The organism is Halomonas binhaiensis (genome assembly GCF_008329985.2).
In the GTDB taxonomy this organism is placed as follows: Bacteria; Pseudomonadota; Gammaproteobacteria; order Pseudomonadales; family Halomonadaceae; genus Halomonas; species Halomonas binhaiensis.
Genome location: NZ_CP038437.2, coordinates 2,452,204 through 2,474,101, shown reverse-complemented (window position 1 = coordinate 2,474,101; position 21,898 = coordinate 2,452,204). Strand labels below are relative to the sequence as shown.

Genomic DNA, 21,898 nt, shown 5'->3' with positions numbered 1-21,898 from the left:
GACGCATCAGATTGTTGGCCTGGTCAACGGGACAACCAGTGGCGCAATTTCAACATCAATAGCTCCCCATCGCCCATCCTCTGTCGTTCTACGAGCAGGCTGTGGAGCAGGTCTGGACGATCGGTGATGATACCATCGACACCCATGTCGATCAGCCGGGCCATGCGGCTTTGATCATTGACTGTCCAGGCATATAGCTTGTTGCCGGCAAAGTGGGCGCGTTCGATCTCGTCAGTGTCGATGCGCGCATGATTCAGGCCTAGTGCCTGGAAGCGGTGGCGGGGTAGCCCGCCTGGCAGGGCCCATTCGGCCAGAAGCAGGGTTCGGGCCTCTGGAGCCTGGTGGTTGATCTGGATGAGCTGATGGTAGGAAAGCGTGGCGAGCCAGACATCTTCGAAGATAGCAGGGTTGCCACAGATATGTCGGGCCAGGAAGTCCTCTCCTCGGTTACGACAGCGTATCCGCCAATCACGCTCGGCATGCAGTGTCTTCATTACGGCATCGATCAACTGGCGTTCATTGCCACCGCTGGGTTTGAGCTCGATGATCAACCCTGCCTTGCCTCTCACTTCAGCCAGGGCTTGATCCAGGCGTGCCAACGCTTCTCCCATGAAGGTATGGTTGAAGCTGGAACCGATATCCATCTTTGCCAGAGTCTGCCAATCGAGGTCGGCGATACGCCGTTCATCACCCGTCAGGCGACGTAGACTGGAATCATGACTGAGTACGGCCACACCGTCAGCACTCAGGCGTACATCGACTTCTACCTGATCAGCACCTTCGTCAGTGGCCAGACGCACTGCAGACAGGCTGTTTTCCGGAGCTGTCCAGGAGCTGCCGCGATGGGCGATGACGCTGACGTCATCATTGATCTCATGGCTTTCCAGCATCAGCCAGGCCTGGGAAAGAGCAAAGATGACAGCCGCTGCCTCCACGGCCCAGGCTAAACGCCCTGGATGGGCACTCCGAGGCGGTGGTTGCAGGTGAGGCAGGCTATGAGCCCGATCAAGGTAAAGGCAGGTTGCCAGCAAGGCATTGAGGGCGATGGCGGCGAAGGCTACCGCAAGGGTGATCAGAGTGACGAGCGTCACCACTATCAGCATCACGCTGACGACTAGGCTATGGTTGTCCGGCAACTGCGCCAACAGTGGAGACAGCATGCTGCCGAAGGCGAAGGATATTGCCCAGGGCAACCCCAGGATGATGGCCAGCATCGAGATGACTGCCGCAGCCATGCCGGACAGATTGTCATGGGTGAGGGCATGGCTGCGTTTCAGCGCAGCCGGGGCACTGAGCTTTTCCAGAATCAGACAGGGAAGAGCCAGCCACCAGTGCAGCAGTTGACGACCGGCCAGTGCTGCCCAGGTGCCGATGACCGGCAGGCAGGAGGCGATGAAGAGCCAGAACTCCATGGGCCTGACTCGGCGTACATAGTAGGCGTCCAGATGCCCGAGCATGCCTTGATACAGCCAGTCCAGGCATAGCAAGACAACGACGATCATGGCCAGATGACACGCCACCTGGATCATGGCCAGCGAGAGCAAGGCAGGCAGGCGATGCAATGTCTGCCAGAAGGCAACCATCGCCTGATGCGCATGTGAACCTCGGCGGTCGAAGGCCATGAGCATCATCCCTGCTTGTTGCAGGTACAGCAGCGTCAGTACGGCGACCACGCTGGCATAGATCCAGGCCAACCCTGCCGGGGTGAGCAGCAGGTTGATGGCGTCCACGGTGGTCACCAGAGGACGTCCCACGTTACGCAGCCAGGATGACAGCGCCCAGCCCATGGCCGGAAGCAGCAGGGCAGAGGCCAGCACAGTGAACAGCAGGTGGTAGGCCAGCAGTGGCCTGAGATGATCACGTAGACTGATGAATACAGCCTTGGCCAGTGAAGTCATGACAGCATGCCGATGAATCGAGCCGAAGGCACCACAATTTCTATTGTGGTGCCTGGAGGTCGGTCAGGCGAGGCTGAGGCGTTCTTGGGCGACCAGAATGCCGTTGTTATCGGCGTACAACCACTGGCCAGGCGCGATGGTGACACCGGCAATGACCACCGGGATGTCGCGGGTGCCTTCGCCGCGTTTCTCGCTCCTGCGCGGATGAGCGCCCAATGCCTGGATGCCAAGCGCTGTCTGTGCGAGAGCATCGACATCGCGTACGCAGCCGTACATCACCACACCTGCCCAGCCATTGGTGGCAGCCTGTTCGGCCAGAATATCGCCAAGCATGGCACAGCGCGTGGACCCACCGGCATCAACCACCAGCACGGCGCCATCGCCAGGCTCCGCCACAGCCTGCTTGACCAGAGAATTGTCTTCGAAGCACTTTACGGTTCTTGCCTGACCGCAGAATGCCTCAATAGCACCAAAATTGGCGAAGATAGGCTCAAGCACCTCGACGTCAGGGTAGGCGTCACAGATGTCTGGAGTAACGATGGGGGGCATCACAGCAGCTCCTTGCCAGAATGAAATGTGGTCCATTCAGTATCTGCTGCTGCTGTGCTGGGGTAAAGCTCAGTGAGATCTCGATAAATGAACCACGCGCAACATGGTGCACGTGGTTCGCGAGACTCCTGTGGTTCAGTCAGTGTCTTTCAGCGTTGCCATGTCAATGACAAAGCGGTACTTCACATCACCTTCTTCCATGCGTTGCCAGGCTTCGTTGATCTGGTCGATATTGATCATCTCGACATCACAGCTGATGCCGTGCTCGGCACAGAAATCGAGGACCTCCTGGGTTTCCGGCATTCCCCCGATCAACGAGCCTGCCAGTACGCGGCGTTTGAAGACGAGGTTGATACCCTCGACGGCAGGTTCGAGTGGCTCCAGCAGACCTACCAGAATATGCGTGCCATCGTATTTCAGGGCATTGAGATAAGGATTGATGTCGTGCTTTACCGGAACGGTATCAAGCATGAAGTCAAACTGCCCCGTGACGGAAGCCATCTGTGCTTCATCGGTAGATACGACAACATGATCGGCTCCCTGGCTCTTGGCTTCAGCAACCTTGGAAGCAGAGCGAGTGAAGATCGTCACCTCTGCTCCCATGGCCTTGGCCAGCTTGACCCCGATATGTCCAAGTCCTCCCATGCCGATGACGCCAACCTTGTGACCAGCCTTGACGCCATAGTGCTTGAGGGGGGAATAAGTGGTGATGCCTGCGCAAAGGAGCGGTGCGGCGGACTTGAGGTCTATGCCGTCGGGCATGCGTACCACGAAGCGCTCGCTGACCACGACCTTGTCGGAATAACCGCCCTGGGTCAGGGTGCCATCGTGCTTGTCCGGGCTGCCGTAGGTCATGGTGAAACCTTCCAGGCAGAACTGCTCCAGGCCATCATTGCAGGCTTGGCAGTGGCGGCATGAGTCCACCATGCAGCCGACACCGACCAGGTCGCCGACCTTGTACTGAGTGACGTCATTACCTACCGCCGTGACACGGCCGACAATCTCATGGCCCGGTATTACCGGATAAGAGGCCATGCCCCAGTCATCGCGGGCAAAGTGCAGGTCACTGTGGCAGACACCACAGTAGAGGATCTCGATCGAGACATCGTCTGGGCGCGGCGTGCGTCTTGTGAAGTTCCACGGCTGCAGAGGTGTCGTGGATGAGTGTGCAGCATAACCCTTGGCGGGCACAGAGGTGCTCTGTGTCATGAGGGACTCCCGGTGGGGTGAACAGTGCTCGCTATTGTGGGTGATCTTTCCCTGTGCGGCCATGCCCGTTTCTCTGATATGGATGCCGGATCCTATGGTGGTTTGTTGCGTGATGCCTATTCCTCGCAAAAATCATGCACAATACGCTGAACATGATGACAGCCTGATTAGCCTGAGAAGGGAAAGCAGCATGCTCAATCATCTTTCAATGCCATCGTCACTCGAGCTTGTGGCTGATAACTCTGTGGCTGGTACTGGCGACATGACAGGCCGTTGGGCTGAGGGGTTGGCTGCAACCCTGAAGCCACTGATCGAAAAAGAAGGGTTTTCCGATACACCCATCGAGGGGGTCAGGCTGATTGCCTCTGAGTGTGGCCATCCGCGAACCCCCTTGATTTATGAACCAGGACTCTTTGTCATCGCGCAGGGCGACAAGATCGGTTATCTGGGGGAGCGAGTCATTCACTATGGCCCCGGAAATTATCTGGTACAGGCGATGCCGCTGCCGTTTGAGTGCGAGACACTGACGAGCCCGGAAGCGCCCTTGCTTGGGATCAACATTGCCGTGGATCCCCTCACATTGAGTGAACTGGTTCAACATGTGCCCGAGATAAACCATTCGGAGCAGAGTGGTATGGACTTGTATCGTCCAGAACCGATGGCGGCGGTTGCCATCGATGCCTCCATGGCTGAAGCGGTACAACGCTTGGCGAGCTGCCTGCATGACAAGGTTGCTTGTGATGCGCTGGGTAGCGGAAGGGTCAGGGAAGTCCTGTTTGCTGCACTGACTGGACCTCAAGGCCAGTCGCTACGTCAATTGGTACAGAGCCATGGGCACTATGCACGTATCGCTGAATCCCTGTCCTATCTGCATCGCCACTTTGCTGCGCCACTGACTGTCGAAACACTCGCCAATCGAGTCAACATGAGCGCCTCGCACTTCCATCATCACTTCAGGCAGACCACACAAATGTCTCCGGTGCAGTATCTCAAACGATTGCGTCTGCTCAGGGCCCGGATGCTGTTGAGTCAGGAGCGCTTCAATGTTGCTCGTGCGGCACTTGAAGTTGGCTATCGCAGCACTTCTCAGTTCAGCCGTGAGTACAAGCGCTATTTTGGTGTCAGCCCATCACAGGGGTGACTGAATGGCCTGGGGGCGCTCGGAATATGGAGTGGATCGTGGGCCTGGATAAAGCGAGAGCGGCATGAAGCCGCCCTCGAGAGGTCGTCAGGGGGAGAGGGACATCAGAAACGCATACCCACGGAGGCCGTGAAGGCATCCACGGTGAAACGCTTGTCCAGATCATAACGCTCGTATTCTGTGCGCAGAATGACCGGTGCGAGCTGGAATTCGGCACCTACGCCATAGACCATGCCGGTGCCGTCCTTGTTGACGGTACGGTCATTGCCAAGGTTGCCGTGAACATCCGTCTCCCAATGTGCGGCACCAACCTTGGCGTATGGGCTGAACCAGTCGGTGATCGGCAGCTTACCGACAACATTGGCACCATAGGCGGTGGAGTCCAGATTGGCATTGGCCCGGCCGTGTTCCTTTATCTTCACGGTGCCGAGATCGGTATAGAAAGCTTCAACACCGAGATAGCGGTTGAAGTTGTAGCCGCCATAGACCTTCCAGACATTGTCTTCATCGTCGACATCGAAGTCACTCGTGCCGGCATCGATAAATTCATCGATGTCGTCATCATCATTTTGCTGTGAGCTGAAACCGACACCTGCACCGATATAAGGGCCAGATTCATCATCAGCGGCAAAGGCAGTAGGGGCCGCAGCCAGGGTGCCTGCAGCCAGGCCGGCGATTCCAAGACGATACAGGGTCTGAACGTAACGTTGCTGAGTCATGGGGAGATCTCCTTGTTTCTTGGTGTGTCAGGCTTGGTGTTTCAGGAGTAGTGATTTCCATTAGTTATAAAACAGTGTTTCCTAATGGGGCGTACTACGCCGCTTCGGCATCCTGCCTTCGTGAACCACCTTAATATGGCGCCCTGTAACACTAAAGAGACGTTTGGTGACGTACGGTACGTTGCTGTTGGGTGTTGGAGACGTAACTGTCGGTAAGTCGAGACGAACCAATGAAGGGACGGGGTGTCTCAGCAATTCGATATCCGGTCTTTTGCTGATATGAGCGGATCAGTACCAAGGGCATGTAAGGAAGTGGTATAGGAGGGTGACCAACTCTCAGTTGACTTGAGGGAAGCATGGTCTGTGCCTCTATCAATCGGTGTCATGGTGTTACCGACGGATGACGAAAGGTGAAAAGGAACAGGATGATTATCAAGCGCACCCCCGACCTGAAGTGGCATGATGTCACGCCACACAATGTTTATCTGAGCCGCCGTCAGTTGCTGAGGTCTGCTGTAGCCACTGCGGCAGGCATTGCCTTTGCCGGTCCAGCAATGGCTGGCATGCTGGACTATCGAGAGTCTCCCCTGTCCACGAGTGACAAGCCTAACGATCTGGAAGACATCACTCACTACAACAATTTCTACGAGTTCGGCACTGGTAAGGAAGATCCCGCACGCAATGCCCATACCCTGACCACGGACCCGTGGTCGGTGGAGATTGGCGGACTGGTGGAGAAGCCCGGTCAATATGGGCTGGAGGACATCCTCAAGAATGTTTCTCTCGAGGAGCGTATCTATCGCCTGCGCTGCGTGGAAGCCTGGTCCATGGTCATTCCCTGGATTGGTTTCCCGCTGGCAGACCTGCTCAACCGGGTTGGTGTGCGCCCTGGCGCGAAATATGTTGCCTTCGAAACGCTCTTACGACCTGAAGAGATGCCCGGGCAGCGTGGCAATGCACTGAACTGGCCCTATCGTGAAGGCTTGCGTCTGGATGAGGCCATGCATCCTCTGACCATTCTGGCCACCGGACTGTATGGGGATCCATTACCCAATCAGAACGGCGCTCCGCTGCGTCTGGTCGTGCCCTGGAAATATGGTTTCAAGTCGATCAAGAGCATCGTCAAGATCACCTTGACCGAAGAAATGCCATATGCGACCTGGAACCAACTCCAGAGCAGCGAATATGGCTTTTATGCCAACGTCAATCCCGAGGTAGACCATCCGCGCTGGAGTCAGGCTTCAGAACGTCGCATTGGGGCTGGTCTGTTCGGCGGTCGTCAGCCAACTAAGATGTTCAATGGCTATGCCGACCAGGTGGCCCATCTCTATTCCGGCATGGATCTGAGGAAACTCTACTGATGGCTAGACTGTTGCCTGATGGCATGGCGCGTCGAATCAACAAGGCGCTACGCCGGGTTCCTGCAGGCACAGGTTATCTACTGTGCCTGTTACCCTTTCTATGGCTGACATGGTTGACCTTCAGCGGTGGTCTTGGCGCTGATCCGGTCAAGGAAATTGAGCATCGTCTCGGTGAAACCGGCCTGCAGTTGCTGGTGGTCGTATTGGCGATAACTCCCTTGAGACTCTGGACGGGTATCATCCTGGCCCGCTTCCGGCGCGCCATTGCCCTGATGGGTTTTTACTACATCGTGGCGCACCTGGCGGCCTGGTTGGTGCTGGATATGGGATTGCTATGGAGTCAGGCGGTGGAAGATATCTTCAAGCGTCCCTATATCACCATCGGCATGGCGGCGCTCATCCTGATGATTCCCCTGGCGCTGACCTCGAATGACAAGGCTGTCCGATGGCTTGGCGGCAAGCGTTGGCTCAAGCTGCATCGTCTGACCTATGTCGCGGTCTTGCTGGGCGCCCTGCACTATGTGTGGTTGGTGCGTACCTGGGAAGCTGAGCCACTAGTGTACATGGCAATTATTGTGCTGCTGCTTGTGGCACGAGTCCCATGGCAGCGATACATGACCAGTTCGACGTCAGTAGGGCACGGAGCTGCGGCTGCGCGTCGCTGAACTTCCTCTTCAGCATTCTTCCCCGCTCTCTTCTCAAATCAAACCTTTCAGAACCAAACCTTTAGAACTGAACTGTCAGAATTAAAAAAAGCGCCCCGTAGGGCGCTTCGTTCATCGGCTCGGGTCTGTCCGTGGACGGACCTTTCGATGTTGCGAGCATCGGAGTCGAAGCAAGGTGGTTGGAGTCTTAGGCCTTTTGGGGCATCAGGCTTCCTGGACCACCGGGATCACGGTCGAGGCCAACTTCTGGTATTCCTCGATCTCGTGGAAGTTCATGTAGCGGTAGATTTCCCCCGCCATGGCATCGAACTCTCCCATGTAACGCTTGTATTCGTCAACACTGGGCAGCTTGCCTTCCACCGCAGCCACTGCCGCCAGTTCTGCGGAGGCCAGGTAGACGTTGGCGCCATCGCCGAGGCGATTGGGGAAGTTGCGCGTCGAAGTGGAAACCACCGTGCTCTTGGAAGCCACGCGCGCCTGGTTACCCATGCACAGGGAACAACCGGGCATTTCCATGCGAGCACCGGCGCGTCCGTAGATGCCGTAATAGCCTTCTTCGGTCAACTGGTGCTGATCCATCTTGGTTGGCGGAGCGAGCCACAAGCGGGTCTGCAAGCTACCAGCGGGCTGTTTCTCGAGCAGCTTGCCGGCTGCACGGAAATGGCCAATGTTGGTCATGCACGAGCCGATGAAAACTTCATCGATCTTTTCGCCAGCAACTTCAGACAGCAGGCGGGCATCGTCCGGATCGTTCGGAGCACACAGTACCGGCTGGTCGACGTCAGCCAGATCGATTTCGATCACGGCAGCGTACTCGGCGTCAGCATCGGCACGCATCAGGCTCGGGTTGGCCAGCCACTCCTCCATGCCCTGGATGCGGCGCTCAATGGTGCGCTTGTCACCGTAGCCGTTGGCAATCATCCACTTGAGCAGGGTGATGTTGGACTTCAGGTACTCGGTTACTGACTCTTCAGACAGCGTGATGGTGCAGCCAGCTGCGGAGCGTTCGGCAGAAGCGTCGGACAGCTCGAAGGCCTGCTCGACAGTGAGGTCTTCAAGACCTTCGATTTCGAGGACACGGCCTGAGAAAGCGTTCTTCTTGCCGGACTTCTCGACGGTCAGCAGGCCCTGCTGAATGGCATAGTAGGGAATCGCGTGGACCAGGTCACGCAGGGTGACGCCAGGCTGACGCTTGCCCTTGAAGCGAACCAGGATGGACTCCGGCATATCCAGCGGCATGACGCCGGTGGCAGCAGCAAAGGCGACCAGGCCCGAGCCTGCCGGGAAGGAGATGCCCATCGGGAAACGGGTGTGGGAGTCACCGCCTGTACCCACGGTATCCGGCAGCAGCATGCGGTTCAGCCAAGAGTGGATGATACCGTCGCCCGGACGCAGGGAGACACCGCCACGGTTCATGATGAAGTCGGGCAGGGTGTGGTGAGTTTCCACATCCACCGGCTTCGGATAAGCCGCAGTGTGGCAGAAGGACTGCATCACCAGGTCGGCCTGGAAGCCAAGGCAGGCGAGATCCTTGAGCTCGTCGCGCGTCATCGGGCCTGTGGTGTCCTGGGAGCCCACAGTGGTCATTTTCGGTTCGCAGTACATGCCAGGGCGCACGCCTTCCATGCCACAAGCCTTGCCCACCATCTTCTGAGCCAGGGTGAAGCCCTTGCCAGTGTCCTTGGGCTGTTCGGGCAGACGGAAGATGTCTGAAGCTTCCAGACCCAGAGCTTCACGGGCCTTGGTGGTCAGACCACGGCCGATGATCAGCGGAATACGACCGCCAGCACGAACTTCGTCGAGAATGACCTGGGTCTTCAGCTCGAAAGTGCTGATGACCTCATCGGTGCCATGCTTGCAGACCTTGCCTTCGTACGGATATACGTCGATGACATCGCCCATCTCCATCTTCGAGACGTCCATTTCGACGGGCAGGGCACCGGCATCTTCCATGGTGTTGAAGAAGATCGGAGCAATCTTGCCGCCGAAGCAGAAGCCACCGGCGCGCTTGTTCGGGACATTGGGAATATCGTCGCCGAAGAACCACAGTACGGAGTTGGTGGCGGACTTGCGAGAAGAGCCGGTACCTACCACGTCGCCGACGTAGGCAACAGGAAAGCCCTTGGCCTTGACCGCTTCAATCTGGGACATCGGGCCCTTGGTGCCGGGCACTTCAGGCTCAATGCCTTCGCGCTCGTTCTTGAGCATGGCATTGGCATGCAAGGGGATGTCGGGGCGCGACCAGGCGTCGGGAGCCGGGGACAGGTCATCGGTGTTGGTTTCACCAGGGACCTTGAACACGGTCAGGGTGATCTTGTCGGCGAGTGCCGGCTTGGACAAGAACCACTCGGCATCGGCCCAGGACTGCATCACGTCCTTGGCCACTGCGTTGCCAGCCTTGGCGCGTTCAGCGACATCATGGAAAGCATCGAACATCAGCAGGGTGTGCTTGAGCTGCTCACCGGCTTCAGTGGCCAGGCTTTCGTCATCCAGCAGTTCGACCAGAGTGGCGATATTGTAGCCGCCTTGCATGGTACCCAGCAGCTTGACCGCGTGGACCTTGTCTATCAGCGGTGAAGTCGCTTCACCCTTGACGATAGCAGTAAGGAAACCGGCTTTGACATAAGCGGCTTCGTCCACACCGGGAGGTATGCGGTTGGTCAGCAGATCAAGAATGAATTCTTCTTCGCCGGCGGGCGGTGCCTTGAGCAGTTCGATCAGGGCGGCGGCCTGTTCAGCATTCAGGGGCTTGGGTGGTACGCCTTCCTGGGCACGCTCTTCGACATGTTGGCGATAGGCTTCAAGCACGTGGGGGCCCTCATTGGTTGTGGTGGTCACGATCTCGACCGAGGTGTCGGTCTTGGGACGACGTGATGGAACAACGGTGTCAACGGTGGCGGAATTCTAAACTAGATTGTAGACAATGTTAAGAGAGCCCGTCATTCCGGGGGCCGAACAATAGGTTGTGATAGGTCAATGCGGCAAGACGCGACTAAGTGTTGCGGCTTTTTCGCCATGTAAATAATGAGGGTGCCATGTGCTGATACAGGCGCTACCATAACGACATTCTATGGTAGGGAGAGGTTGATGTCGCAACGCATCGTATCGCCTTGTGTTGGATTATGTTCCACCACGGTGGGAGATAACGTCTGCCGGGGCTGCCAACGCCACGATGATGAAATATTGCGCTGGCTCAGCTTTTCCACTGAGCAACGCGAACAGCGCATGCGCGAACTGGATCAGATGCGTAGCGATGCTGCTTCTCGTTTCGTGGAGGTGATGGATGCTGGGCAGTTGGAGCAGCAGTTGCTCAGGCACCGGATTCGCTTTCGGCAGGAGCAACCCGCGTTATCACGAGTGGTGGAACTGCTGCGAGTGGGTCGTCAACAGATCAAGGATGTCGGCCGTTACGGCATTCGCCCCGTTGCCGGCAGCCCAGCTGATCCTCAGGCGCTTTATGCGGCGATCAACCAAGTATTGCTCGATGCCGGAGAGGCACGCCGGTGTCGGGATATCGAGTCGAGCCACTCATTGAGTGAGTGTTCCGGCCGGCCTAGGTCCTAGGGCATTATGGCCTTCGGCGACAAGACCTTGTGGACAGGACCTGTGGACATTGCCCTTAGAGAAGGCGCGCGACCAGGGGTGTCCGGGAAAAGCCTTATTCACGGTATATCAGGACTAACATTTCATGACCGTTTCTCTTGCTGTTGCTCATGACTCCTTGATTCCTCAGGAGCTGATCGACTTTCTTCCCTGCCAAACACCACAGCGCTGGATCGACTGGGCTCTCGACAATGAAGAGCTGTTGCTGATCGACCATGCCCAGTGCGAGAAAAAGGCAGCTTCCACGGCGATGAGTCTGATGTATCGCTATGTGGACCAGCCGGATCTGCTGACCAAGATGTCCCAATTGGCCAGAGAAGAACTGCTGCATTTCGAACAAGTGGTGAAAATCATGCTTTCCAGGGGCATTACATATCGCCATATTAGTGCTTCCCGCTATGCTGAAGGACTGAGGAAACTAGTTCGTGGCGATGAGCCGGGGCGCCTCGTCGACCTTCTTATCGTGGGAGCTCTGATCGAAGCACGTAGTTGCGAGCGCTTCGCACAGCTGATACCCCACCTGGACGCCGAGCTTGCCAAGTTCTACCGTGGTCTGGTTAAGTCTGAGGGACGTCACTTCGAGGATTACATCACGCTCGCGAAACAAGTGTCCGATGCGCCGGTTGAGCCGCGCGTCGAGATATTTCGTGCACGCGAGGCCGAGCTGATTTCTACCCCGGATGATGTCTTTCGTTTTCACAGCGGCGTACCGGCCTGAAGTCGGGGCGACGCCATGCAGGGGAACATCATGCGGGACGCCGGACAAGAAGCTTCCCAGATAAAAGACCAGGATTACCTGGCACTTTTTGGGCACTTTTCTCTGACATTGGGAGATGATGTCCTCATCCAGTTCAGTTATGACAAGGTCAAGGCACTGCTGGTGTATCTGCTGTTGCATCATCAGCCCGTCAATCGAGCAACCTTGGCAGAATTGCTGTGGCCGGACCAGGGGTTGTCCTCAGGCCGTACCAATCTGCGTCATGCCTTGCACTGCTTGCGCCAGTCACTTGGGGATTCCGCAGACCAGGTCCTGACGGTATCCCGGCAGACCATTGCCTTTCACCTGCCATCTCATTGGGGCTTTGATATCGATGATTTGCAGGGGCTGCTCGAAGCTGAGCGAGATGTGGCAATCCTGGGCAAGCTACTGCGCTGCTATCGTGGTGAGTTGGTTGAAGAGCTGCAACTGCCTTCCTGTCCTGATTTTCAGCGCATGCTTGTCCAGGCTCGCAATGAATGGCGTCAGAAGGTCATTCGCTTTGCCGAAGATGTCCTGGCCCAGGATGCATCGATTCCAGATTCCTTGCTGCAGGAGCTGGTCAGTCGCTTTTCTGGTTATGGTCCCTTCCACGAGCGTTTGGTTCGCCAACTGGCAGAAAAGGGGCAGGTCGCAGCTGCCCATGCACAATACAATGATTACCTGCAGTTGCTGGCACTGTCCGGACAGCAACCTGAGCCGAGCTTTCTGCAACTGGCCAGTCATTGGTCCGATGGCCAGCCAGATCCACAGACCATGTCTCCCAAAGGTGCCTTTTCCCGCACGCTGGCCATGGACAGCGCTCCCCTCAGCGAGGAGGAAGTGGACCACCGGCAGTTGTCGGTGATGGCGATTCGCCTGCGCCTGTCCGGGGACCTTTCCAGTCGTGCTGAAAGTCGTGCCTGCCTGGCCCTGCAGATCGAGCTGATGCGTTGGCTGGAAAAACAGTGTCATCAATTGGGAGGCTTCTGGCTGCCTGGTGCCACGGGCGGCATGGGGCTGGCGTGCTTTGGTACCCATGGCCCTGCCCACCAGTTGGCTGAGCTGGTGGCGCTCTACGAGCATTGTCGAGGCCAGATCGCCGAGGAGTCACGACGGCACTGGAGCGGGGAAGGGGATGTGCCGGCCATTGAGCTGGCTGCCGGTCTCAATAGTGGGCAGGTGGTTTATCTTCCGGCGCGGCATTTGGTCGATCCACTGGGGCAGGTGAGCCAGGGGGCTCTGGCACTGATGAGTGCTGCCGATGGCAGTGAGCTGGTGATCTCTCAGGAGGCCAGCCAGCATATGCCCCCTGCGCTGGATTTGCAGCCGCGGCTGTCCTCGCGCCTGGTAGCTCGCGATGGCCGGGTGATGCTGCGAGCGCTGGTGCTGGGCGATAATCTCGGCGGGCGTGATGCCATACCTCCAAGCCTGGTGGGACGCGAGAGCGCTGTTCGGACCTTGCACGATGCGCTTGCTCGAGCGGGACTCGGACTGCGCCAGAGTGTATTGGTGCGAGGGCCTTCCGGGCTTGGCAAGTCAGCTCTGCTGGTAGGTTTTCGTCATTCAGAGCAAATCGGCGAGGCCGCAGTATGCTGGCAACCCAATACGCGCTTGTCGGGGCAGGAGGCCTACGGCGTTGCACGCCAACTGATACGCTGGCACCTCGATGGTGGAATCGATGCTGATTCACTGACGAAGCTGGTAGAGGAGGTTCACGGAGAGGCGCTGCCGGAGGCATCCTGGGAGTGGCTGGCGGAGGCCATGGGGATCAGGGAGCCTCGGGAAGTGACCTTGCTGGCCCAGAGCAGCGAAGCGGTGGAGCTGGTGGTAGCCATGCTCTACGGGCTGATTCACCGTCTCACTGAAGAGCGCCCGCTGGTGCTGATGATCGATGACCTGCAATGGGTCGACGAGCCTTCCTTCAAGGTGCTCGCTGGCCTACAGGCGCGCCTGCCGATCAATTGTCCCTTTCTTCTGGTGGCCAGCCAGCACGGTCGAGAGACCCTGCCAGTCCGCTTGCACTGGGATCAGCAGATCACGCTTGGTCGTCTGGATGCCATGCAGTCATCACGCTTGCTGTCGCAACTGGCCAGGCGCTATGGGCTGCATTTCTCTCCACGTCTGCGTAGTCAGATCATTGAACGCTGCGATGGTGTGCCGTTGTACTTGCAGGAGATCTGTCGCCGCCTGGACATGGACCGTCGCGAAGGGCGTAGTGTCCAGTTCGAGGAGCTGCCGCGAGGCCTGCTCGGCCTACTAAGCAGTCGTATCGACCAGCTTGATGGTGATCGTGAAGTAGCTCATATCGCCGCTGTACTGGGACGTTATTTCCGCTTCGATTTCCTGAAGGAGTGCACGGGCTGGGAGCCGGATCGCTTGGGTCGTGCGCTGGAGGAAATGCGTCGCCTCGAAATCATTGAGCCTGCCGAAGGCGAAGGCAACATCCGTGAATATCAATTCACTCACCAATTGCTGCACGAAGCCGCCTATCTTTCCTGCCCGCGGGATGTTCGGGTCGACACCCATCGTCAGGTCGTGCATCTGATTGAAGAACATCATCCCGTATGGATTAGCCGTCACCCTGGTGAGTTTGCCTTGCATCTGCGCCGCAGCGGGCATTATGCCCGGGGAGCACGCTACTTTGAACTGGCAGCCCGGGAAGCGCTCAAGGTCAGTGCCAACCGTACGGCCCTGAAAATGGCCGACGAAGGACTGGCCAGCCTGCGCCTGGCTGATGAGCCGGTGGAGCGCGAGATCAGTTTACTCACGGTTCGTGGGCAGGCCGCATATGCGCTGGAGGGGAGAGGGTCGATCATCGCTCACGACAGCTTTATCAAGGCCCGAGAGCTGCTTTCCCGACTCGAACAGAATCCCGATGACGAGGATGACCTGGAACAGGCCTTCCTCGTTCAATGGGGGTTATGGATCGGTTGCAGTGAGCGCAATGCTCATGCTGATGCTTTCCTGCTGGCTTCGCGGCTCGCTGACCTTGCGGCGCGCATGGACGATCCACGTTATCGCCGTTTGGCGGATTATGCTGGCGCCAGTTGCGAGTATTGGGCAGGACGCATTCGCGAGGCCTATGATCACCTGGAAGAGCTGGATCCGCTCAACAACACCATGATGATCGAGTGGCTGCCCTTTGCCGATCACCCACAGGTGGCAGCAGCCTGCTTTCAGGGCTGGGCGTTGTGCTCGCGTGGCGACTACCAGCGTGCTGAGCACCAAGTGGAGTCGGCCATTCGGCTGGCCGAGCAGATCAATCATCCAGGTAGCCTGGCCATGGCGCTGATGTATGCGTCGTCGTTGTATCGCCAGCTTGGTCATGTTCATGAGGCCGCCCACCGGGCTCAACGTGCCCGTCAACTGACGTGCTCGGCTGACCTGCACCTGTGGCAACTGGCATCTCGGGCAGTGGTGGGATGGCAGCAGGCGTTATCCGGGGACAAGGAGGGGTTGATACAGATCGAGGCCTGCCATGAGGAATGGGCCGAGCTGAGTGGTCGAGATCTCTATAAACGCCCTGACCTGTGGTATGTGGATGCGTGTCTAGCGTTGGATGAGCTGGACCAGGCCGAAGATTATCTCGATCAATGCCTGTTGATGGCTCGTGAGCGCCACTCTTTGTTCGTTCCGGAGATTGCCATCCAGTTGGCCCGAGTGCGTCAGCGTCTTGGGCGTGGCACCGATGTCGTCCGTAGCCTGATCGAGCTTGCAGCGCAACAGGCGGAGCGTGATGGCAATCTGCATCAGCAACTCAGTGCCCTGGAGCAATGGCTCACTCTGATCAAGCCCGGTGATATAAAAGTGCGCGAACAGTTTCGCGAACTGCTGGCTCAGGTGTCGTTGAGTGATGCCCCGGTGCTGGTGCGGTGGCGAACGTTACTGGACAAGCGTGTCACTCAGGCCTCGGGGTTCTGATAACCCCTCCTGCATCTTGCCCGCGACAGGGTAGGGAGGCGAGCTGGAAAGCGTTACCTTCAGGTCAGGCGTTCCAGCTCGCTGATATTGTGCATGGCATCGGCGCTGGAACTGCCGCATAGCTCGGCATCGAAATCGAAACTCAGGCACACCTGTGGCCGGCTGGGGTCACCGAACAGGCGGCATAGATTGTTCGTGTCGAGTTGTACGCAGCGCATTCCTGCGGGTTTTCCCTCGGGCATGCCAGGGATGGGCGAACTGATCGAGGGTGCGATGCAGCAGGCACCACAGCCGGGTCGACAGCCTTCCTGAGAGGCTGCAGATTGTCGGGCGATCAGTTTACTGACCATGCTCTCACTGAACCTCTCAAACTTCCGCCGTTGCGCCCTTGTGCACGCCTTCGAAAGCCCGGATTCTGGTTGGTGTACCAGTATCCTGGGCGACTTCGCCTGCCAGCCAGGCAGCGATGTTTTCCACCGTCGTCGAGGTTGGCAGAATACGGCACCGATCTGTCGGAAGGGTCAGACTGAACTGGCCCTGAGCGGACTGATAGGCGGTACGCAACCAGTCGCCACGGTCGCCTTCGGCAACAATGTCCTCAGCAGCGACCAGGTAGCTGTCGGACAGCCAGTCGGCATACCTGGTTTCCAGTGCGGCCTGACGCTGCCCTTGCTGGATGACGTGCAGGCGTGAGCGATGACCGTGAGCAATTCGCTGGCAGTTGCCGGCGTGGCGCTTGAGCCCATGGGTATAGGTGTATGCGGCGCCATCGATGCGCTCTTCCTCGAGCGTGAGCGTAATGCTGTCTACCCGAGCGGGAGGGCGTCGCATCATCTCGGTACTCAAATGAATGGCCAGTGCCTCGGGAGTGATCCGTTTCCATGGAAACAAGGTGAAAGCCTGTCTGGGACCACGCACTTCCATGTCATAAGGTTCTGTGGTGCGGATACAAATACCTTCAGGGCAGTCACTGATCGAGATACCTGGCGCTTCTGTTGGCACGATCAAGGTGTGATCAATGCCATCATCGAGTCGAGACTTGATCCACGGTTTGACTTCGCCGAAATCGAACAGCATGCCGTCTTCGCCAAGTTGTCCGTCGAGTTCGACATGTACGTTCCAGCTGGCACCTATCAGGCCGCGTTCGGGGCACCAGACAGAGCTGTCCACGTGGGTCAGGTGGTATACGAACAATGCCATCAGTCAATCCCCAGAATTTTGTGTGTTTGCAGTGACAGGCGCCACTGTGGATAGGCCAGGCAATGAGCCACGCAGGCTGCCATGGGCGAGAGCTCGGAGCCACTGCCGATTATCATGGAAGCGGTGTCAGGCTGATGGCTCTTTTCTACAGGCTGATGGCTCTTGTCCATGGGCTGCAGCAAAAAGTGCTCGAAGGCCATGTTCTCGAAGCGCTGTGGTGGTGCATCTGCCTGGGGGAACACCAGCTTCAATTCGTTGCCATGCGTCTGGACAATGGTGGCGCTTCCCTTGGGGCTAACGCAGAGCCAATCGATGCCAGGAGGGGCAGGCAGGGTGCCATTGGTTTCTACCCCGACGTCGAAGCCGCGCTGGTGCATGGCGTCGATGAGTGCTTCATCGAGCTGCAGCAGTGGTTCGCCCCCGGTAAAGACAACATAGGGAGCGGCAGGAGAGGTTTTCTCCACTGGTTGCCACAGAGACAGCAGGTGATCTGCCAAGTCTCCAGCATCTGCAAACTTGCCGCCGTTCTGACCATCCGTGCCGACAAAGTCGGTATCACAGAACTGGCACTGGGCCTTGGCACGGTCCTGTTCGCGGCCGGACCACAGGTTGCAGCCGCTGAAACGACAGAAGACGCTGGCGCGACCGCTCTGAGCACCTTCACCCTGCAGGGTATAAAAGGCTTCCTTGACGCTGTACATGACCGTTACCCCTCGTGATTGTCGTGAGGGTGATGAAGGTCGGGCTGACAGGAATAGGTCAATGGGTCGCTGGCACCATTGGCGGCGAAGGCTGCCAGGCGCTCACGGCAGCTGCCACAGCGGCCACAGGCATGTTGCCCACCTTCGTAGCAGGTCCATGTCTTGGCATAATCGAGACCCATGGCCAGGCCATCGGCAAGAATCTCGCTCTTGCTGCGCTTGAGATAAGGCGCGTGGATTTCCACCGGCGAGAAGTTGGCAATGGCGGCGACGGCATTCATGGCTTCGACAAACTGCGGACGGCAGTCTGGATAGAGCACATGGTCACCACCATGGGCGCCATAGTCGACTCGCGAGGCGCCAATGTTGACAGCCTTGGCGATAGCCAGGGAAAGCAGCACCATGTTGCGATTGGGGACTACTGTAGAGGTGAGGTTGTCCTCGGCATAGTCGCCATCCGGCATCTCGCGGCTGGCGTCGGTAAGCGCCGAATTATCGATCAGGCCATGGATGGCGGTGATATCGACGACCTGGTGAGGAATGCCGAGTTCCGTGCACACTTGTCGTGCAACTTCCAGCTCACGTACATGGCGCTGGCCGTAGTTGAAAGAAAGTGCGTGAACTTGGCGATTTTCCCGCAAGGCACGATGAAGGACGGTAAAGGAGTCCATGCCACCGGAGTAGATCACTACAGAGGCAGAGGAAGATTGGGTCATTTTCAAACTCATGATCGGAGAATTTGGACTAGCCGGGATCCGGTCCGGCGCCGCAAGGGTAACCAATTCCCCGTGCTCTGACCAGACATTCATCTCTTATACAGTTGATCCTGATCAATGATGCCAGGAGATCGACATGGCAACCTCCCCGGTTGCCCTGATGATGTCTGGTAATCTCCATGCAAGCTCCTGAACTGCTGTCGCCGGCAGGTACCTTCAAGAACATGACCTATGCCTTCGCCTATGGGGCAGATGCGGTCTATGCCGGTCAACCTCGCTATTCCCTGCGGGTACGCAACAACGATTTCCATCTTGCCCATCTGCACGAAGGCATTGCCTATGCCCATGAGCGGGGCAAGCAATTCTATGTTGCTTCAAATATCGCTCCCCACAATAGCAAGCTCAAGACTTACCTGGATGACATGGCGCAGGTGATCGAGGCGGGCCCGGACGCGCTGATCATGTCGGATCCTGGTCTGATCATGCTGGTCCGAGAGCGCTGGCCGGACCAGGTGATCCACCTGTCGGTGCAAGCCAATGTGGTCAACTATCAGGCCGCCAGGTTCTGGCAGCGGCAGGGGATCAGCCGCATCATTCTGTCTCGGGAGTTATCGCTGGATGAAATTGCTGAGATTCGCAGTGCATGTCCAGACCTTGAAATCGAAACCTTCGTTCATGGTGCCCTGTGCATTGCCTATTCTGGCCGTTGCCTGTTGTCCGGATACTTGAACCGCCGGGACCCCAATCAAGGCACCTGCACCAATGCATGCCGTTGGCAGTATCGAACCTTGCCTGCCGGTGAGGATAGCAGTGGCGACCTGTTTGCATTGGTCGAAGAATCCACCCGGCCAGGTGAGAAGATGCCGGTATTCGAGGATGAGCATGGCACCTACATCATGAATTCAAGGGATCTACGTGCCGTCCAGCATGTTGCCAGACTTGCCGAGATGGGGGTCCGTTCGCTCAAGATCGAAGGACGTACCAAGTCACATTACTATGTCGCACGTACTGCCCAGGTCTATCGTCGGGCCATTGACGATGCAGTGGCTGGCCGGCCATTCGACATGACGCTGATGGATGAGCTTGAGAATCTGGCCAACCGGGGTTATACAGAGGGCTTCTATCGTCGCCATGTACATGATGAATATCAGAATTATGAACGTGGCCATTCGATTGGCGTGCATCAGCAGTTTGTTGGTGAGGTCATTGGTCATGATCCGAGCGCTGGCATGCTGGAGGTCGAGGTCAAGAACCGTTTTTCCGTCGGGGATCGCATGGAGCTGATGCTGCCTTCGGGTAATCTGCGCTTCACCTTGCAGGCATTGGAAAATGCCTCGCGAGGCAAGATAACAGTAGCGCCGGGCTCCGGACACCGTGTTCGGCTGGCTGTCCCAGGTTTGGTGAGTGACGAAGGCCAACTGTCGTTTGCCCTGTTGATGCGTGACCTGGAGCCAGCCCCAGGCGCTGAGATAGCCATCGAGGTACGTTGAATCGTCGATTTGGAGAGCATCGTCTATGGTTAGTTCCGTGGCCTACTCATTCAGGAGCTTCCCATGGAACACCCGGATCATGCATTTAGTGAACTCTTCGAACAGCTGGGGCTTGCTTCCGATGCTGCGGCCATCAAGCGCTTCATCGATAACAATGCTCCATTGCCGGATGACATGGAGCTTGCGGATGCGCCTTGCTGGAATGAAGGCCAGGCTGATTTTCTGCGTGAGGCAAAGGAGGATGATGCGGACTGGGCCGAGCTGGTAGACCAGTTGGATGCATCGTTACGCAAGCCATAGAGATAGCGTGCATGACCGGGCCTGCCGGTGCTTGTTGAAAGAAATATCAGTCTGCTATAGACGGGCTTCTACACGATCCAGAATCTGTTTGCTGACCTTGGCCACCAGCGGGCGCGCAGCGCGATCCACTGCCTTAGCCAACAGGCGATTGCGAATCTGGTACTCCAGTGTCAGGGTGACCCGGGTACCTTCATCGACGGCTTCCAGGTCGTAATGCCCCTGGTTGTGTATACCTTCTGTTGACTCCCAGGCCAGCTTGGTAGGCGCGATCTTTTCCGTGACCTGGACGGCAAAGGTCCAATCCATACCCACTGCATGGACATGCCAGTGGTAGCGTTCCTCACCCAAAGGCTCGATGGCCGTGATCAGATCGGAATACTCGGTAAAATCCTCGACGCGCTCAAGCAGTGCGAAGACCTTGTCGGGTGGCGCCGGAAGGATGGCACTGTGTGTGATGCTCCTCATGGAATCACCCCCTCTCGCCTACTAGGGGAGTGCGAAAGCGTCGCAGGCGCTCTTCTGTCGGAAGCGGCTGGGCCAGAAGGTGAACAAGCTTGGTGTAAGCTGCTTCGGGAGTCATGTCGTCACCGGAGGTCACTCCGGCCTCGCTGAGCAACTGGCCTGCCGCGTAATGGCCGATTTCGATGGTGCCATGGGGGCATTGGCTGATGGCGACGATCATCTTGCCTTGAGCGGTGGCTTCCGCCATCACTGCAGCCAATTCCAGATCTTCGGGTATGTTGCCGCCACCCCAGACTTCGATCAGTGCTCCTTCGACGCGCTTGTCGCCGAGCCATGCGGCCAATTGCCAGGCTTGAATGCCTGGCCACAGGGATAGCCGGATGACCTTGTCGCCCATGTGGCTGTAATCGGCCAGCTCAAAGCGCGGAGCACCACGTTGAGTTGCCTCCAGGCCATGGCTTTCGAACAGCAGCCAATCGTCGCCACGTCGCTCACCCAACGCGGACAAGTTGGGGCTGACGAAGGCATTGGCATCACGGGTTTGCCACTTGCGGGCCCGACAGCCACGCAGCAGCAGATCATTGAAGCAAAGTGCTACTTCCTGCAGCTGGGGCATGGCAGCAAAGCGCAGGGCCGTTTCGATATTGCGCGGAGCGTCGCTTCCCGGGGTTTCCATGGGAAGCATGGCGCCGGTGACAATGACGGGGCGATCGATGCCCTGAAGCTGGAAGGCCAGGCTCGACGCTGTCCAGGCCAGAGTGTCGGTGCCGTGAAGTACGACGACTCCTGCATAGTCGTTGTAGCGGCTGGCGATATCTGCTGCCAGGTTTGCCCAGTCTTCGGGACTGGCGCTGCTGGAATCGATGGGGCGGTCCACTTCATGCCAGACAAACTCGGGCAGTGCTGCACGGCGTTCTGGTGGCAGGTCATCCAGCACCTGACGTACCCGGCCTTCGACATCTTTTCCGGGGGCCAGGCCCTGATCGGTTTCCACCATGCCGAGAGTGCCTCCGGTGTAGAGCACCAGTAGAGGGGCATTGGAAATCACAGTCATGGGCTTGGTTCCTCGGTTCGTGGCCGGCTGTCATCAAGGTCGCCCGTCATGATACGGGTTCTCGCATGACGGGCAAGTCGATGCAGCATGTACGGCAAGCAGTATGCAGGTGCCATCAGGACTCATGAGAATCCCATACTCGGCTCGTAAACGTCACGTTCGAGAATATG

At 57.7% G+C, this 21,898-nt stretch carries 19 protein-coding genes; 8 read left to right on the top strand and 11 right to left on the bottom strand.

What is annotated here, in order from left to right; genetic code table 11:
• Positions 1 to 23 precede the first annotated feature (23 nt).
• From E4T21_RS10855 to E4T21_RS10845, 3 genes are all read right to left on the bottom strand, one after another.
• Positions 24 to 1,898, bottom strand: coding sequence for a glycerophosphodiester phosphodiesterase family protein (locus E4T21_RS10855; RefSeq protein ID WP_149285000.1), 1,875 nt, complete (start codon positions 1,896 to 1,898; stop codon positions 24 to 26).
• A gap of 63 nt (positions 1,899 to 1,961) precedes the next feature.
• Positions 1,962 to 2,447, bottom strand: coding sequence for a ribonuclease E activity regulator RraA (gene rraA, locus E4T21_RS10850; protein ID WP_149284999.1), 486 nt, complete (start codon positions 2,445 to 2,447; stop codon positions 1,962 to 1,964).
• Between the two features lie 135 nt (positions 2,448 to 2,582).
• On the bottom strand, positions 2,583 to 3,656 hold the full coding sequence (locus E4T21_RS10845) for an NAD(P)-dependent alcohol dehydrogenase (protein ID WP_149284998.1): 1,074 nt from the start codon (positions 3,654 to 3,656) through the stop codon (positions 2,583 to 2,585).
• A gap of 190 nt (positions 3,657 to 3,846) precedes the next feature.
• Between E4T21_RS10845 and E4T21_RS10840 the strand changes: the two genes are divergently transcribed.
• A complete protein-coding gene (locus E4T21_RS10840; RefSeq protein ID WP_240349098.1) occupies positions 3,847 to 4,797 on the top strand; it encodes an AraC family transcriptional regulator in 951 nt (316 codons plus the stop codon).
• A gap of 104 nt (positions 4,798 to 4,901) precedes the next feature.
• On the opposite strand, the gene E4T21_RS10835 is transcribed toward E4T21_RS10840, so the two are convergent.
• Positions 4,902 to 5,516 carry a porin family protein gene (locus E4T21_RS10835; protein ID WP_149284997.1) on the bottom strand — a complete coding sequence of 205 codons (615 nt, stop codon included), beginning with the start codon at positions 5,514 to 5,516 and terminating at the stop codon, positions 4,902 to 4,904.
• Between the two features lie 425 nt (positions 5,517 to 5,941).
• Here E4T21_RS10835 and msrP point away from each other — a divergent pair, with 425 nt between their 5' ends.
• The gene (msrP, locus tag E4T21_RS10830; RefSeq protein WP_149284996.1) at positions 5,942 to 6,877 is read left to right on the top strand and encodes a protein-methionine-sulfoxide reductase catalytic subunit MsrP; all 936 of its coding nucleotides are present in this window, start codon (positions 5,942 to 5,944) and stop codon (positions 6,875 to 6,877) included.
• Positions 6,877 to 7,542, top strand: coding sequence for a protein-methionine-sulfoxide reductase heme-binding subunit MsrQ (gene msrQ / locus E4T21_RS10825; protein WP_205423378.1), 666 nt, complete (start codon positions 6,877 to 6,879; stop codon positions 7,540 to 7,542). The genes msrP and msrQ overlap by 1 nt, the downstream gene beginning before the upstream one ends.
• A 204-nt stretch (positions 7,543 to 7,746) precedes the next feature.
• Here msrQ and acnB read toward each other — a convergent pair whose 3' ends face one another.
• Entirely contained in the window at positions 7,747 to 10,350 is a 2,604-nt protein-coding gene (gene acnB / locus E4T21_RS10820) for a bifunctional aconitate hydratase 2/2-methylisocitrate dehydratase (protein WP_149287151.1), read from the bottom strand.
• A gap of 279 nt (positions 10,351 to 10,629) precedes the next feature.
• On the opposite strand from acnB, the gene E4T21_RS10815 reads away from it, so the two are divergent.
• The 3 genes from E4T21_RS10815 (at position 10,630) to E4T21_RS10805 (ending at position 15,805) form a co-directional block, all read left to right on the top strand.
• Positions 10,630 to 11,106 carry a DUF1289 domain-containing protein gene (locus E4T21_RS10815; RefSeq protein WP_149284995.1) on the top strand — a complete coding sequence of 159 codons (477 nt, stop codon included), beginning with the start codon at positions 10,630 to 10,632 and terminating at the stop codon, positions 11,104 to 11,106.
• 124 nt (positions 11,107 to 11,230) lie between these two features.
• Complete coding sequence (locus E4T21_RS10810; protein WP_149284994.1) at positions 11,231 to 11,863, top strand: MiaE family protein; 633 nt, start codon at positions 11,231 to 11,233, stop codon at positions 11,861 to 11,863.
• 30 nt (positions 11,864 to 11,893) lie between these two features.
• Positions 11,894 to 15,805: an ATP-binding protein gene (locus E4T21_RS10805; RefSeq protein ID WP_149284993.1), complete on the top strand. Its 3,912-nt coding sequence runs from the start codon at positions 11,894 to 11,896 to the stop codon at positions 15,803 to 15,805.
• A 59-nt stretch (positions 15,806 to 15,864) separates the two neighbouring features.
• Here the strand turns inward: E4T21_RS10805 and E4T21_RS10800 are convergent, their stop codons facing one another.
• From E4T21_RS10800 to queC, 4 genes are read right to left on the bottom strand one after another with little or no spacing between them, the layout of a single operon-like run.
• The gene (locus E4T21_RS10800) at positions 15,865 to 16,155 is read right to left on the bottom strand and encodes a YkgJ family cysteine cluster protein (protein WP_149284992.1); all 291 of its coding nucleotides are present in this window, start codon (positions 16,153 to 16,155) and stop codon (positions 15,865 to 15,867) included.
• A 16-nt stretch (positions 16,156 to 16,171) separates the two neighbouring features.
• Positions 16,172 to 17,005, bottom strand: a complete 834-nt coding sequence (locus tag E4T21_RS10795) for a 6-carboxytetrahydropterin synthase (protein ID WP_149284991.1) — start codon at positions 17,003 to 17,005, stop codon at positions 16,172 to 16,174.
• Positions 17,005 to 17,706: a 7-carboxy-7-deazaguanine synthase gene (gene queE, locus E4T21_RS10790; RefSeq protein ID WP_149284990.1), complete on the bottom strand. Its 702-nt coding sequence runs from the start codon at positions 17,704 to 17,706 to the stop codon at positions 17,005 to 17,007. The genes E4T21_RS10795 and queE overlap by 1 nt, the downstream gene beginning before the upstream one ends.
• Positions 17,707 to 17,711: 5 nt before the next feature.
• On the bottom strand, positions 17,712 to 18,422 hold the full coding sequence (queC, locus tag E4T21_RS10785; RefSeq protein ID WP_240349097.1) for a 7-cyano-7-deazaguanine synthase QueC: 711 nt from the start codon (positions 18,420 to 18,422) through the stop codon (positions 17,712 to 17,714).
• A gap of 179 nt (positions 18,423 to 18,601) precedes the next feature.
• Between queC and trhP the strand changes: the two genes are divergently transcribed.
• Positions 18,602 to 19,912 carry a prephenate-dependent tRNA uridine(34) hydroxylase TrhP gene (gene trhP / locus E4T21_RS10780; RefSeq protein WP_149284988.1) on the top strand — a complete coding sequence of 437 codons (1,311 nt, stop codon included), beginning with the start codon at positions 18,602 to 18,604 and terminating at the stop codon, positions 19,910 to 19,912.
• Positions 19,913 to 19,975: 63 nt separating this feature from the next.
• Positions 19,976 to 20,212: a DUF2789 domain-containing protein gene (locus tag E4T21_RS10775; RefSeq protein WP_149284987.1), complete on the top strand. Its 237-nt coding sequence runs from the start codon at positions 19,976 to 19,978 to the stop codon at positions 20,210 to 20,212.
• 54 nt (positions 20,213 to 20,266) lie between these two features.
• Here E4T21_RS10775 and E4T21_RS10770 read toward each other — a convergent pair whose 3' ends face one another.
• Together E4T21_RS10770 and E4T21_RS10765 are read right to left on the bottom strand one after the other, a co-directional pair.
• Positions 20,267 to 20,677 carry an SRPBCC family protein gene (locus tag E4T21_RS10770; RefSeq protein WP_149284986.1) on the bottom strand — a complete coding sequence of 137 codons (411 nt, stop codon included), beginning with the start codon at positions 20,675 to 20,677 and terminating at the stop codon, positions 20,267 to 20,269.
• Between the two features lie 4 nt (positions 20,678 to 20,681).
• Positions 20,682 to 21,728 (bottom strand): asparaginase, encoded by a 1,047-nt coding sequence (locus E4T21_RS10765; RefSeq protein WP_149284985.1) that lies wholly within the window; start codon positions 21,726 to 21,728, stop codon positions 20,682 to 20,684.
• Positions 21,729 to 21,898: the final 170 nt, after the last annotated feature.